The sequence below is a fragment of the Haloferax denitrificans ATCC 35960 genome (genome assembly GCF_000337795.1).
GTDB lineage: Archaea > Halobacteriota > Halobacteria > Halobacteriales > Haloferacaceae > Haloferax > Haloferax denitrificans.
Map to the genome: position 1 here is coordinate 117,090 of NZ_AOLP01000011.1, position 12,949 is coordinate 130,038.

The window sequence follows — 12,949 nt, forward strand, 5'->3', positions numbered from 1 at the left end:
CGCCCGCCGAAGCCGGCGAACCGCTGCGTTCAAACCCGTTCGCGGGCGTCTTTTGGACAATGACCATCCCGTCGTTCGTCATCGGTATCGCGGGGGGGAGCGGTGCCGGGAAGACCACCGTGTCCCGACTCATCACGGAGAACGTCGGCGAGTCCGTGACGCGGATTCCGATTGACAACTACTACAAGGACCAGAGCCACCTCGAGATGAGCGAACGCGAGCAGGTGAACTACGACCACCCCTCGGCGTTCGAGTGGGACCTCCTGTACGAACAGCTCTCGGAACTGCTTGAGGGGAGGGCGGTCGAGATGCCGCAGTACGACTTCGAGATTCACAACCGAAAGCCCGAGCGGAACACCGTCGAGCCGACCGACGTCATCATCCTCGAAGGGATTCTCGCGCTCTACGACGAGGACGTAAACGAGATGCTCGACCTCCGGCTCTACGTGGAGACCGACGCCGACGTTCGCATCCTCCGGCGCATCCAACGCGACGCCATCGACCGCGGACGCGACCTTCAGGGCGTCATCGACCAGTATCTCTCGACGGTCAAGCCGATGCACGAGCAGTTCATCGAGCCGACGAAGAAGCACGCGGACCTCATCATCCCCGAGGGAGCCAACAGCGTCGCCGTCACGCTCCTCGAAGAGAAGGTCCAAGCCGAAGTGGAGGGCGACGAGACGCGCACCTGGGAGCGCGACGCTATCGAGCAGGAAGTCCAAGAGCGGACCTCGTTCCGCGGGTCCGGCAACTAACTCGCCGTCGCGGGCCGAAAACCGATGTCTCGAAGCTTACGCGTTCTTGCCCGTGACGAACTGGTCTGCGCCCTCGTAGAACCAGAAGCCGTTTTCGCGCATCGCCTTGCCGATGGCCTTGTGTAGCTCGACGAAGTCGCCGAACTCCTCGCCTTCGACGTGCTCGAAGATGTCCGCGAGCGAGACGACGCGCTCGTAGTCGAGTCGGATGGGGTGGTCGCCGAACTCCTCGACGAACTCCGCTTTGTTCAGCGGGAAATCCTCGTCTTCGTCGACCTTCTTCGCGATGACCGCCTGGCCGTACTTGCGTCCGCCTTCGCTCCCCTCTTCGCCGTCCGGGTCGTGTGGCCAATCCATACCCGAACGTTGGCAGGCCGATTCAAAGCCGTTACGCATCTGTGGGGATTTGTCACGCGGCGCGTCGCCGCCGCGTCGGCGTCGGGTCGACGTCACAACCTCGTGTTGCTTGCTACCGATAAACAAGAAATATACGCGTGGCACGCCATCGTTCTCGGAGTCATGCGAGCGACCGAGCGCCCGACGTTCGAATCCGAGGCCAGCAAGCTGATTTACGAGTACGTCGAGCGGCACGGCACCGCCAAGCGAAACGTCCTCCTCGACGTCGCGCCCGTGTCCTCCGACGAGTTCCAGAGCGAACTCGACCGGCTGAAGTCCCGCGGTTACCTCGAAGAGGACGGCGGGACGCTCCAGTTGGCGCTCGACGTGGGCGCTATCGAGGAACACGAGACCGACGCCGGCATCGTCACCATCCGGCCGGGCCGCCAGCGCGACTTCGAGGGCCTCATCGACGCGATTCGCGACGTGACCGCCGAGGAGACGTACGTCGTCGCCGAGACCATCGCCGAGCAACTCCTCTACGACGAGGCCGTCACGCGCCACAACCGCGTCGAGTCCCGCGTGTTCTTCGTCGCCACTCTCGGCGAGGAGGTCGTCGGCTGGACGCACCTCGATCTCCCGCAGGTGTCGCGCATCCGCGAGACCGCCCAGCAGACCGTCGGCGTCAAGGAGGACTACCGCGGGTCGGGCATCGGCAGTCTGCTCCTTCGCCGCGGCCTCGACTGGGCCGAGGCCAACGGCTTCCGGAAAGTGTACAACAGCGTCCCGATGACGAACGACCGCGCGCTGGAGTTCCTCGGCGACCACGGCTGGGAGACCGAAGCGATTCGCAGAGACCACTACACCATCGGCGACGAACACGTCGACGAGGTGATGATGGCGTACCGGTTCTGAGCGAGTCGCAGTCCGTCGGTCGCGTTTTATCGGTTGTCGGTATGGGTTGTGCGGTGGGACTGGGATTTGAAGCAGGGACGGAGCGAACGACGTGAGCGGAGCGAGTGGGGTTCAAATCCCAGTCCGTTTCCGCGTGACACGTTCACCGGAGACGCGCAGATAAACCTGCGCGTCTCGGTTCTCTGAGAATGCGGTGGGACTGGGATTTGAACCCAGGATTCCGTGAGGAAACCTGCTTTCAAGGCAGGCGCGTTAGGCCACTCCGCCATCCCACCCTCACACGGGAATTTTGAGTCGGATACCTAAGTGTTGTCGCTTCGCTCAGTCGCGGACGAGTTCCAACACGCCGTCGGTCGATTCGACCCGAAGCCCCTTCTCGAAGACGAACGTCGTCGTGTGCTCGGGGACGAGCCGCTCGGATTCGACCCGCGAGCGGAGCATCGGCACGACCGTCGCGAGGTCCGCGCCCGTTTCGAGGACGGGCAACATCGGGACGTAGTCGAGGCCGTGGCCCGCGTCGTCGGCGCGCTCGGCGAGCGTCTCGACTTCCGGCTCCGCGTAGGCGTCGGTGAAGTCGATGGGGTCGAGAAAGCCCGAGAAGTAGACCCGACCCTCCGTCGAGGGGCCGAGGACGACCGGCGTGCTCCGGAGTTTCATCGCCGCGCTGTCGATGTGGGTGCGGCCGAGAAGCGGCGCGACCGGGCGGACGACGGCGACCGAGTGGACCTCCTCTTCGTTGAGGAGGTGCGAGACGGTGTTGCCCGCGCGGGCGGAGAACGTCGAGCCGACCTGCGGTTCGAACCGCGCGTCGTCGGTGCCGCCGAGGGCGTCGGCGACGACGCTCCGAACCTCGGCTTCCGAGTCGTGGTCCCCGGCGAACTCGTCGGGGATGTCGTCCTCGGCGCGGTAGTTGACGAGGAGGTCGCCGCCCGACCGCTCGACGGCGATACAGACGTCTTTGAGCATCGCGGCGTAGAGCTCCGCGGCCTCTGACTCGGAGAGCGGACTCGTCTCCGCGAGTTCCGAAAGCACCAGTCCCGGCCGCGGCGGTTCGGCGAGTACGGCGATGACCGTCATACCCTCCCTCACTTCGGGGAACCCTTGAACCCGCCGCTTGTGGCCCGCCGAATCGGGGGCCGGCGAAGACTGGATCCTCCGCGTACCGCCCCGCCTCAGCGACTCTGCCGACCCTTCGTCTGTCGGTAGTCCCGGCCGAACACGGACTCGCTGACGTGCTCGACGAACGCCTCGGCGTCGTCGTCGGTCAGGCGCTCCGGCTCCTTCATCGGGACGAGTTCGAAGCCGCGGCCGCGGATGGTCGTCGCGTGCTCCGCGTCGACGTCGAAGCTGTCGGCCGCGCGCGTGGTGTAATCGAACGCGAGCGCCTCCAGCGCGGCCTGTCCGACGGGGACGATGATGTGCGGGTTTATCATCCGAATCTCCGCGTTCAGATACGGCTCGCAGGTCGCGACTTCGTCGTCGGTCGGCCCCCGGTCGGGGTGTCGACAGCGCGTGAGATACGTGAAAAAGACGTTCTGCACGTCCGGCTCGTCGGCGTCCGGGTCGGACCGGACGAACCCGAGGTCGCCGAGGATGCGCTGGACGCGCTTTCCGGCCTCGTCGCCGGTGAAGGGGACGCCCGTCCGCTCCGCGGCCGCGGTCGGGGCCTCGCCGACGAACAGGAACTCCGCGCCCACGTCGCCGTAGCCGTGGACGACCCGCTCGCGCGTCTCGCAGAGCGCCGAGCAGTTCGTGCAGTCGGTGTCCATCGAGAAGGGGTTCCGGAACTGGCGTTGGTGTGCGTCCACACCCTCGAATTCGGCTCCGGAACCAAAACCCGCCCGGTCCGCGCAGGTTCGGAGTTCCCCGGCGTCCAGTCCGTGGTGAAAGTGAACACGAGGCGGACGGGCGGTTGAATCGCTGAAATCGGCGCTGGCGGTCGAATCGCGGACTCGGAGAAAGCGGAAGTGAAGCCGCCGGAGGCGGACACCAGCCGGGGGCTGGAGAGGCGTGGTCTCGGACGGTTCAGCGGTCGATGCCGCCCTGCGCCTTGATGTCCATGATGTGGCGGACGTTCAGGTAAATCTCCTCGGGCGAGGTGTCGCCGTCGGGGTCGTAGAGGTCGCTGACGCGGTAGAGGATGGCCGACACCTGCCGGCTCTCGGAGGACTCGCCGTAGATGTCGTCGGCGATGTCGCGGAGGAACGCGACGCGTTCTGGGTCCGCGGGGAAGTCGGCGTCCGAGTCCGGGGCCATCTCCCAGTCGACTTCGTCCGGGTCGGCGTCGGCATCGGGGTTCGAGTCCGCGTCGGCGTCCAGTCGGCCGTCGTCGCTCATCGCTCGCTGACGGTTCGCCGCTGGACGACACCGACCATGTCGGCGATGTTCTCGGTCATCACGCGGAACGCGTCGGCCGTCTCGTCGTCGTCTTCGAGGACGATGGGCTTGCCGCCGTCGCCGCCCTCGCGGACGGCCGGGTCGAGCGGGAGTGCCCCGAGGAACGGCAGGTCGTTCGACGCGGCGAACTCGCGGCCGCCGCCCGCGCCGAAGATGTCGTGGCGGTTGCCGCAGTCGGGACACCGGAACGTGCTCATGTTCTCGACGATGCCGAGGACGTTCGTGTCGTGCTTGCCGAACATGCGGAGGCCCTTGTTGGCGTCGTCGAGGGCGACGTTCTGCGGGGTCGTGACGATGACCGCGCCCGTGAGCGGGAGCGTCTGGAGGATGGACAGTTGGGTGTCACCCGTGCCCGGCGGCAGGTCGAGGATAAGGTAGTCGAGACTGCCCCACTCGACGTCCTCGACGAGCTGGGTGAGAAGCTGGTGGACCATCGGGCCGCGCCAGATGACCGGGTCGTCGTCGCCGACGAGGAAGGCCATCGACATGAGCTTCATCCCGTACTTCTCGGGCGGGACGATGGTCTGGTCTTGGGTCGCCTGCGGCGCTTCCTCGGCGGCGACCATCCGCGGGACGTTCGGCCCGTAGATGTCGGCGTCGAACAGGCCGACGCGCGCGCCGAGCTTCGAGAGGCCCGCCGCGAGGTTCACGGCGACCGTCGACTTCCCGACGCCGCCCTTGCCGGAGGCGACGGCGATGATGTTCTTCACGCCGGGGAGCACCTCCTCGTCGGGGTCGCGGTCGGTCGGGACCTTGGCGGTGAGGTCGGCCTCCAGTCCGTCCTCGGCGAGGACCTCGCGGATTCGACGGCCGATGTCCGTCTCCGTCGGGGAGTACGGGGCACCGAGCGCGAGCGAGATGCGGGCGGTGTCGCCGTCCACCTCGACGGCGTTCACCAGTCCGAGCGAGACGATGTCGTCTCCGAGGTCGGGGTCCTCGACCGACCGCAAGCGGTCGCGTACGTCGGCTTCGTCCATGTCCGTCATTCCGGCGGTGCGGCCGATAAGGGTTTTGTAAGGTCTCGTCGCGCGGTGACAGTCGCCGTTAACGACCCGGCCAGCGTGCGGCCCGCGTCGGGCTCCGACCGACTGCAGAGCGTCGCCGACCCAACCCGCACCGACTTCGAGGCGCCGCGAGTGTAATCGAATCTAGTTACCACGCCCCGGCTATCGACAGCGAATTTATCAACGTACACTTCCAGGATTCGGTATATGGTGCTGGTGGACGACTTCGGCCGCGAGGTAACTGGCGTTCGAATCTCTCTGACCGACCGGTGTAACTTCGACTGCGTCTACTGCCACAACGAAGGGTTGGGCGACACGCGCGGGCCGATGGACGCCTCCGACGCGGAGATGAGCGCCGACGACGTGGTCCGCTTTCTCGAAGTCGTCGAGGGGTACGGCGTCGAGAAAGTGAAGTTCACCGGCGGCGAGCCGATGCTCCGCGCGGACCTCGAAGAGATTATCCGCCGGACGCCGGATTCGATGGAGACCTCGCTCACCACCAACGGGACGTTCCTCGGCGACCGCGCCGAGGACCTCGTCGCGGCCGGCCTCGATCGCGTGAACGTCTCGCAGGACGCCCTCGACCCCGAGGCGTTCGCCCAAATCACGAAGTCCGGCGCGTACGACAAGGTGATGGAGGGCGTCAAGGCCGCGGTCGACGCCGGCCTCACGCCCGTGAAACTCAACATGGTCGTGTTCACGAAGACCGCCGGCCACGTCGAGGAGATGGTCGAGTACGTCGCCGAAAACGAGGGGCTTCAGCTCCAACTCATCCAGTACATGCCCGAACTGACGGGCCGCCCGGAGTGGAACATCGACATCGAGCGCGTCCACCGGTGGCTGGCCGACCTCGCCGACGAGGTGGAGGTCCGCGACATGCACCACCGCCGCCGCTACTACGTCGGCGAGGGCATGGTCGAAATCGTCGACCCCGTCGAGAACCCCGAGTTCTGCGCCAACTGCCACCGCGTGCGCGTGACGCACGAAGGATACCTGAAGGGCTGTCTCAACCGCAACGACGACCTGCGCCCGATGGGCGAGATGACGCGCGCGGACATCCGCGAGACGTTCGAGGCGGTCGTCGAGAACCGCGTGCCGTACTACGGCGAGTATCTCGTCCGCGACGGCGACGACGGCTGGACGATAAACGAGGAGTACATCGGCGCCTGAGCGCCGGTCGCCCCGACGCGCGAGCTTTTCTCCTCCGACGACCTCTCGGGTCGCATGACTGTCACCGTTGAGCGAGTGGTCCTCGCGACGGACGGAAGCGCCCCCGCGGTGACCGCCGCGGCCCACGCGCTGTTTCTCGCCCGCGTCCTCGACGCGCCGCTCCACGTCGTCTCCGCGACCGGCGCGCCGCCGGCCCCCGCGCCCGAAACGACTGGCACCGAGACCGCCGGGCCGTCCGCCAGCGCCGCCGTCGAAGCGGAGGAGGCCGTCGGCGCGGTCACGCGTCGGGCGCTCCTCGCGGGCGTCCGTCTGACCTCTGAAGTCGTCGGCGGGCCGGCCGCGACCGCGGTCGGACGCGTCGTCGGCGACGGCGACCTACTCGTCCTCGGTCGCCACGGCCGGTCCGGCCCCGGTCGGTTCCTCGTCGGCTCGGTCGCAGAGCGCGTCCTTGACGCGCCGCCGGCTCCGACGCTCGTGGTTCCGTCGGCGTCACCCCAGCCGACGTACCGGCGAATCGCGCTCTTCGCCGACGACGCGCCGTCGTCGGGGTCGGCCGCGACGCTCGCTCGCCGCATCGCCGCGGCGACTCGCGGGGTTCTCGAACCGCTCGCGGTCGTCGACGAGCGCGCCGTCTCGACGGCGTCAGCCGAAACGCGCCGGACGCTCGAAACCGAGGCGGGAGCCCGCGTGAACGCCGTCGCCGCGGCGGCCGCGAGAGACGCCGTCGAGTCCGGCGGGACCGTCCGAACCGGCGTTCCCGCGTCCGAACTGCTGGCGCACGTCGACCGGACGGGAGCCGACGCGGTCGTCCTCGGCGTCGGTGGAGGCGACCGAACTCGTCGCGGCGGGGACCGCACCGCGGGAACCGTCGCTGGCCGCGTCGTCCGCCACGCCGGGGTACCGGCGCTCGTCGTTCCGAGCGCAGGCGACGGCGAGCGCCCAGACGACGCCGATACCATCGACTTGCCCGAGCGACGATAACTCGCGCTCGCGGAGACTGTTTCGGGAGCGCCGCGCCGGGTTGCGTGGCTCACTTTATGTGTCCGTTCCACGTCGGTTCACGTGTCGATGTGCGTTCGGTCGCTCGGCGTCAGCGGCGGACGCGCGAGCGCGTTCGCTCGCCGCGTCTCACGAACGGAACTCTCATGAGCGAGAATCAACCCAATCCACGTATGTCCGCACTCACGAAACACCGCCCTTGGCTCGCCGCGATACTCGGCCTCGTACTCACGGGGCTCGGGCACCTGTATCTGCGACGCTGGCGGCGGGCCGCGCTCTGGGTGCTTCTCACGTTCGCGGTGTCCGCGCTGTTCGTTCCGCCGGAGGCGTTCGACCCGCTGACCAGCGGTGCGGCCATCCCGCCGTCGGAGTTCGCCGCGGTGCTCGGGGAACTGGTGCCCATCCTCGTGGTGAGCTTCGCGAGCGTCCTCGACGCCTTCTTCCTCGGCCTGCGGCAGGCCGCGGCGCGGGCAGAGCGCTCCGCCGTCGAAGACGCCGAGGAGTCGGCGGCCACCGTCGCCGACCCCGACGCGGACGCCGTCACGTGCCCCGAGTGCGGCCGCGAGGTCGACGCCGACATCGACTTCTGTCACTGGTGTACGACCCGCCTCGACGAACCGATCGACCGCTGAGACCGCCACCGTGGGGTCGAAAGAGTGCCCCCGCCGCCGGCCGCGCAGAACCGACGCGAACCGACCTTACCGCGCTTTCTCGACGAAATCCACGACCGCCTGCGCCCCTTGGAAGCCGTCGGCGAGGCGGTCGACGAGTTCGCCGTCCTCGAACAGGAGGAGCGTCGGGACGCTCCGAATCGTGTACCGCTCTGCGACCGACATATCCGTCTGCGGATTTATCATCGCGACGACCACGTCGGTGGCTTTCGCGACGTTGCCGAGGACGGGTTCGATGCTCTGACAGAGCGTACAGCCCTTCGTGTAGATGTCGAGGAGGACGCGGTCGTGTTCGGCCACGAGGGCGTCGAGCTCCTCGGCGGTGTCGATTCGCACGGGCTTCGTTGTCGCGGTCGCGGACTCTGTCGAACTCATTGGCGAGAATACGTAACCACCATTATTATGATTTCGGTGAGGTGGTGTACCACACCACATCGCCCGCGAGCGGCGGTGTCTCGGGCTGTCACGCGAGGTCCCTTTCGTGATGTTTAAGTAATGCCCCCGTCTCGTAACGGATGCAATCGATGTAGGGGAATGTCGTCCCCGAGTCCGGAAGGGCGAAACTAACACGACCGAAGTGTTGCGGTAGCCAAGCCTGGCCCAAGGCGCTGGGTTGCTAACTCAGTGGCGTCAAGCCCCCGGGGTTCGAATCCCCGCCGCAACGCTCACAACACGACTTCCAAAGTCATGAGTGCAGAAGAACCACAGGACGGCTCTCCGGAGGAGGAAGAGGACCTCCGTTACTTCATCCGAATTGGTCAGACCGACCTTGACGGGACGAAGACGGTAGAGCGCAGTCTGACGGACATGAAGGGTATCGGCAAGCGCACAGCGCGCATCATCGCCGACGCCGCGGAAGTGAACCGAACGGCGCTGTTCGGTAAGCTCCCCGAAGACGAGATCGACTCCGTTGTCGATGTCGTCGAGAACTTCGAGGACCACGCCCCCGAGTGGATGGCAAACCGACGGAAGGACTTCTTCTCCGGTGAGACCGACCACATCACGGGTTCGGACCTCGAAGAAAAGCGGCGGCATGATATCAACCGCATGAAGATGATCAGCTCCTACAAGGGCGTTCGACACCAGCGCGGCCAGAAGGTTCGCGGCCAGCGGACGAAGTCCACTGGACGTACCGAAGGCACCATCGGTGTCAACGTCGAGGAGATCAAGGAGGCGCAGGCTGAAGAATGACGACGGGTAACAACACCAAGTTCTACGAGACCCCGAACCACCCGTTCCAGGGCGAGCGCATCGCGCAGGAATCGGACCTCCTCTCTCGGTACGGTCTCAAGAACAAGGAAGAACTCTGGCGCGCGCAGTCCGAACTGCGCAACCTCCGCCGCGAGGCGCGACGCCTCCTCGGCGAGGCCCAGGGTGACGTCGAGGAAGCCGAGTCGCTCGGTGACGAGTTCATGGCGCGCATGCGCCGCTACGGCATCCTCTCTGCGGAGGACGACATCTCCCAGACACTGCGTCTCGACGTGACCGACATCCTCGAACGTCGGTTCCAGACGGTCGCCTACCGCAAGGGGATCGCACAGACGCCCCAGCAGGCCCGTCAGTTCATCGTCCACGGTCACGTGACCGTCGACGGTGCGCGGACGACCGTCCCCTCCCGCAAGGTCGAGGTCGACGAAGAGGACACCGTGGCGTTCGACGAGACGTCGAAGCTCGCGGACGAACTGCACCCTGAGCGCGCGGAGGCCCAAGAATGAGCGAATCCGAAACCGGTGACAAGTGGGGAATCGCCCACGTCCACGCATCGTTCAACAACACGCTCATCACGGTGACTGACATCACGGGCGCCGAGACGATCGTCAAGTCGTCCGGTGGTTCCGTCGTCAAGCAGAACCGTGACGAGGCATCTCCGTACGCGGCCATGCAGATGGCAGAGAGCGTCGCCGACCAGATTAAGGCGGCCGGTATCGCCGGTCTGCACGTCCGCGTTCGCGGTCCCGGTGGCAACGGTAACAAGAGCCCCGGACCCGGCGCACAGGCAACGATTCGCGCCCTCGCTCGCGCCGGTCTCGAAATCGGTCGCATCGAGGACGTGACGCCGATTCCGCACGACGGAACTCGCGCGCCGAAAAACAGCCGACTCTAACACACCATGGTAAACGACTTCCAGGTCGAGTTCATCGAACGCGAAGACCGACGCGCCCGTTTCGTCGCGCGCGGTCTGACCCCGGCGCTAGCCAACGGCATTCGCCGGGCGATGGTCGCCGACGTGCCGACGTTCTCCATCGACACCGTTCGGTTCGTGGAGAACACCTCGGTCATGTTCGACGAGATGATCGGGCTTCGTCTCGGTCTGGTTCCGTTGACCACGCCTCTCGACGACTTCGAACCCGGTGACACCGTCACCGTCGCGCTCGAAGTCGACGGGCCGGCAACCGCGTACTCCGGGGACATCGAATCCGCCGACGACATGGTCGTCCCGGCGGACGAGAACATCCCCATCATCGAGCTGAAGGAGGGCCAGCGCCTCGAGTTCGAGGCAGACGCCGTCCTCGGCTACGGAAAGGACCACGCCAAGAACCAAGGCGGGGTCGCCGTCGGCTACCGACACCTCCAGCGCGTGGAGGTCGTCGGCGACGCCGGCGAGTTCGATGAACAGGAGCCGAACATCCTCCGCGGCGTCATCGAAGAGGCCGCGGCGGAGCACGCCGAGGGGGACGCCGAAGACGGCGACCTCGTCGCGACGGAGACGTTCGGCAACGACCTGACGGAGCGGTACCCCGGTAAAGAGGTCGAAGTACACGACGTGCCCGGAGCGTTCGTCTTCAGTGTGGAGACGGACGGTTCGTTCGACGTCGACGAGCTCGTGACGCGCGCCGTCGCCTCCTTAGGTGACCGCGCGGCCGAACTCGAAGAGAAGGTCGCACTGTAAGAATGAACACTGCCCCGTCTCAACACCGACGTTCGCCCGCCCCACGAGGGGTCACAGCCACCGATAGCGTGGCGTGTGACTCCCTCACGGCGGCGGGTCGGACCGAAGGTGTTTTTACGGGGCATGAAGTACAGCGGAATGCTTGCAGGGATAGCCAAGTCTGGCCAACGGCGCAGCGTTCAGGGCGCTGTCTCATAGGAGTCCGCAGGTTCAAATCCTGCTCCCTGCACTCCGCTTTCTCTCTGGAGGTAGACAATGAGTAAGACGAACCCGAGACTCAACAGTCTCATCGCCGAGCTGAAGGCGGTCTCGCGTGAGTCCGGTGCCAACGTCTGGCAGGATGTCGCGGACCGTCTCGAAAAGCCACGGCGCACCCACGCGGAAGTCAACCTTGGTCGTATCGAACGATACGCTCAGGAAGACGAGACCGTCGTCGTGCCCGGCAAGGTGCTGGGTAGCGGTGTGCTGCAGAAGAACGTCACAGTCGCGGCCGTGGACTTCTCGTCCACCGCTCGAAAGAAGATCGAGCAGGTCGGCGACACCGTGACGCTAGAACAACTCGCTGAACAGAACCCCGACGGGTCCAACGTACGGGTGATCCGATGAGCCTCGCAGAATTCGACGCAGACGTCGTCGTCGACGCTCGAAACTGCATCGTCGGCCGCGTCGCCTCGGAGGTCGCACAGCGCGCCCTCGCGGGCGAGACGGTCGCCGTCGTCAACGCGGAAGACGCCGTCATCACGGGCTCGGAAGAGGACGTGATGGCCAAGTACAGAAAGCGCGTCGAAGTCGGTTCGGACCAGGGTCCGTACTACCCGAAGCGTCCCGACCGCATCTTCAAGCGTGCCATCCGCGGCATGCTTCCGTACAAGAAGCCCCGCGGCCGCGAGGCGCTCTCGAACGTCCGCGTCTACGTCGGCAATCCGTACGACGAAGACGGCGAGATGCTCGAAGACACCTCGCTGGACCGCCTTTCGAACATCAAGTTCATCTCGCTCGGAGAGGTCTCCGAGAAGCTGGGTGCTAACGTCACATGGTAACGAACACGTCCGGTAAGAAGAAGACCGCAATCGCCCGCGCCACCGTGCGCGAGGGCGAGGGTCGAGTCCGAATCAACTCCCAGCCGGTCGAGCTGGTCGAGCCGGAGATGGCCCGCCTCAAGATGCTGGAGCCGTTCCGCATCGCAGGCGAGGACCTCCGCTCGCAGGTCGATATCGACGTGCGCGTCAACGGCGGCGGCGTGGCCGGTCAGGCCGACGCAGTCCGCACCGCGCTCGCTCGTGGGCTGGTGCAGCACCTGAACGACGCGGAGCTTCGCGACGCGTACATGGAGTTCGACCGCTCGCTTCTGGTCAACGACGTCCGCCAGTCCGAACCCAAGAAGTGGGGCGGACCGGGCGCGCGCGCTCGTTACCAGAAGTCCTACCGCTGAGGTGATCTAACCATGATGATTCCCGTCCGGTGTTTCACCTGCGGCACAGTGATCGGCGAACACTGGGACGAATTCAAGGCCCGTGCTCGCGAGGGAGACGAGGACCCCGCTGACGTCCTCGACGACCTCGGGGTCACCCGTGCTTGCTGCCGGCGGATGATGGTGTCGCACAAGGACCTCGTGGACGTCGTGTCTCCCTACCAATGATGCAACGGTACAACCGATACGAGAAGGCACGCATCCTCGGCGCGCGAGCGCTGCAGGTCTCCTACGGCGCACCGGTTCTCGTCGATTCGGAACAGACAGAACCGATATTAATCGCCGCTGAGGAGTACGACGCAGGTGTACTTCCGTTCACCGTCAAACGAGAGGGTAAGTGA

20 protein-coding genes and 3 tRNA genes are annotated in these 12,949 nt (G+C 66.1%); 16 read left to right on the forward strand and 7 right to left on the reverse strand.

Going from position 1 to position 12,949, the window contains the following annotated elements; translation table 11 throughout:
- Window positions 1-59 precede the first annotated feature (59 nt).
- Window positions 60-755, forward strand: a complete 696-nt coding sequence (udk, locus tag C438_RS10400) for a uridine kinase (RefSeq protein ID WP_004969347.1) — start codon at window positions 60-62, stop codon at window positions 753-755.
- A 36-nt stretch (window positions 756-791) separates the two neighbouring features.
- On the opposite strand, the gene C438_RS10405 is transcribed toward udk, so the two are convergent.
- A complete protein-coding gene (locus C438_RS10405; protein ID WP_004969348.1) occupies window positions 792-1,112 on the reverse strand; it encodes a DUF5785 family protein in 321 nt (106 codons plus the stop codon).
- Window positions 1,113-1,274: 162 nt separating this feature from the next.
- Between C438_RS10405 and C438_RS10410 the strand changes: the two genes are divergently transcribed.
- On the forward strand, window positions 1,275-2,006 hold the full coding sequence (locus C438_RS10410) for a GNAT family N-acetyltransferase (RefSeq protein ID WP_004969349.1): 732 nt from the start codon (window positions 1,275-1,277) through the stop codon (window positions 2,004-2,006).
- 191 nt (window positions 2,007-2,197) lie between these two features.
- Here the strand turns inward: C438_RS10410 and C438_RS10415 are convergent.
- From C438_RS10415 to C438_RS10435, 5 genes are all read right to left on the reverse strand, one after another.
- A tRNA-Ser gene (locus C438_RS10415) sits at window positions 2,198-2,281 on the reverse strand.
- A gap of 46 nt (window positions 2,282-2,327) precedes the next feature.
- Window positions 2,328-3,083 carry a hypothetical protein gene (locus C438_RS10420; protein ID WP_004969350.1) on the reverse strand — a complete coding sequence of 252 codons (756 nt, stop codon included), beginning with the start codon at window positions 3,081-3,083 and terminating at the stop codon, window positions 2,328-2,330.
- Between the two features lie 95 nt (window positions 3,084-3,178).
- Window positions 3,179-3,814 (reverse strand): uracil-DNA glycosylase, encoded by a 636-nt coding sequence (locus tag C438_RS10425; RefSeq protein ID WP_004969351.1) that lies wholly within the window; start codon window positions 3,812-3,814, stop codon window positions 3,179-3,181.
- A 217-nt stretch (window positions 3,815-4,031) separates the two neighbouring features.
- Complete coding sequence (locus C438_RS10430; protein WP_004969352.1) at window positions 4,032-4,343, reverse strand: hypothetical protein; 312 nt, start codon at window positions 4,341-4,343, stop codon at window positions 4,032-4,034.
- Window positions 4,340-5,380 carry an Mrp/NBP35 family ATP-binding protein gene (locus C438_RS10435; RefSeq protein ID WP_004969353.1) on the reverse strand — a complete coding sequence of 347 codons (1,041 nt, stop codon included), beginning with the start codon at window positions 5,378-5,380 and terminating at the stop codon, window positions 4,340-4,342. The genes C438_RS10430 and C438_RS10435 overlap by 4 nt, the downstream gene beginning before the upstream one ends.
- A 234-nt stretch (window positions 5,381-5,614) precedes the next feature.
- On the opposite strand from C438_RS10435, the gene moaA reads away from it, so the two are divergent.
- The 3 genes from moaA (at window position 5,615) to C438_RS10450 (ending at window position 8,208) form a co-directional block, all read left to right on the forward strand.
- A complete protein-coding gene (gene moaA / locus C438_RS10440; protein ID WP_004969354.1) occupies window positions 5,615-6,577 on the forward strand; it encodes a GTP 3',8-cyclase MoaA in 963 nt (320 codons plus the stop codon).
- 54 nt (window positions 6,578-6,631) lie between these two features.
- On the forward strand, window positions 6,632-7,558 hold the full coding sequence (locus tag C438_RS10445) for a universal stress protein (protein ID WP_004969355.1): 927 nt from the start codon (window positions 6,632-6,634) through the stop codon (window positions 7,556-7,558).
- Between the two features lie 191 nt (window positions 7,559-7,749).
- Window positions 7,750-8,208: a zinc ribbon domain-containing protein gene (locus C438_RS10450; RefSeq protein WP_004969356.1), complete on the forward strand. Its 459-nt coding sequence runs from the start codon at window positions 7,750-7,752 to the stop codon at window positions 8,206-8,208.
- A gap of 66 nt (window positions 8,209-8,274) precedes the next feature.
- Here C438_RS10450 and C438_RS10455 read toward each other — a convergent pair whose 3' ends face one another.
- Entirely contained in the window at window positions 8,275-8,622 is a 348-nt protein-coding gene (locus C438_RS10455) for a thioredoxin family protein (protein WP_004969357.1), read from the reverse strand.
- A 204-nt stretch (window positions 8,623-8,826) separates the two neighbouring features.
- Between C438_RS10455 and C438_RS10460 the strand changes: the two genes are divergently transcribed.
- From C438_RS10460 to C438_RS10510, 11 genes are all read left to right on the forward strand, one after another.
- A tRNA-Ser gene (locus C438_RS10460) sits at window positions 8,827-8,911 on the forward strand.
- A 23-nt stretch (window positions 8,912-8,934) separates the two neighbouring features.
- Window positions 8,935-9,438, forward strand: coding sequence for a 30S ribosomal protein S13 (locus tag C438_RS10465; protein WP_004969358.1), 504 nt, complete (start codon window positions 8,935-8,937; stop codon window positions 9,436-9,438).
- Complete coding sequence (locus C438_RS10470) at window positions 9,435-9,962, forward strand: 30S ribosomal protein S4 (RefSeq protein WP_004969359.1); 528 nt, start codon at window positions 9,435-9,437, stop codon at window positions 9,960-9,962. The genes C438_RS10465 and C438_RS10470 overlap by 4 nt, the downstream gene beginning before the upstream one ends.
- Window positions 9,959-10,351, forward strand: a complete 393-nt coding sequence (locus tag C438_RS10475; protein ID WP_004043027.1) for a 30S ribosomal protein S11 — start codon at window positions 9,959-9,961, stop codon at window positions 10,349-10,351. The genes C438_RS10470 and C438_RS10475 overlap by 4 nt, the downstream gene beginning before the upstream one ends.
- Window positions 10,352-10,357: 6 nt before the next feature.
- Entirely contained in the window at window positions 10,358-11,137 is a 780-nt protein-coding gene (locus C438_RS10480) for a DNA-directed RNA polymerase subunit D (protein ID WP_004061327.1), read from the forward strand.
- A 144-nt stretch (window positions 11,138-11,281) separates the two neighbouring features.
- Window positions 11,282-11,366, forward strand: a tRNA-Leu gene (locus tag C438_RS10485).
- 26 nt (window positions 11,367-11,392) lie between these two features.
- Window positions 11,393-11,743, forward strand: coding sequence for a 50S ribosomal protein L18e (locus C438_RS10490; protein WP_004043025.1), 351 nt, complete (start codon window positions 11,393-11,395; stop codon window positions 11,741-11,743).
- A complete protein-coding gene (locus C438_RS10495) occupies window positions 11,740-12,177 on the forward strand; it encodes a 50S ribosomal protein L13 (protein WP_004061328.1) in 438 nt (145 codons plus the stop codon). Before C438_RS10490 ends, C438_RS10495 begins: the two co-directional genes overlap by 4 nt.
- Window positions 12,171-12,569: a 30S ribosomal protein S9 gene (locus C438_RS10500; protein WP_004969360.1), complete on the forward strand. Its 399-nt coding sequence runs from the start codon at window positions 12,171-12,173 to the stop codon at window positions 12,567-12,569. The genes C438_RS10495 and C438_RS10500 overlap by 7 nt, the downstream gene beginning before the upstream one ends.
- 12 nt (window positions 12,570-12,581) lie before the next feature.
- The gene (locus tag C438_RS10505; protein WP_004061330.1) at window positions 12,582-12,776 is read left to right on the forward strand and encodes a DNA-directed RNA polymerase subunit N; all 195 of its coding nucleotides are present in this window, start codon (window positions 12,582-12,584) and stop codon (window positions 12,774-12,776) included.
- Entirely contained in the window at window positions 12,773-12,949 is a 177-nt protein-coding gene (locus tag C438_RS10510) for a DNA-directed RNA polymerase subunit K (protein ID WP_004043021.1), read from the forward strand. The genes C438_RS10505 and C438_RS10510 overlap by 4 nt, the downstream gene beginning before the upstream one ends.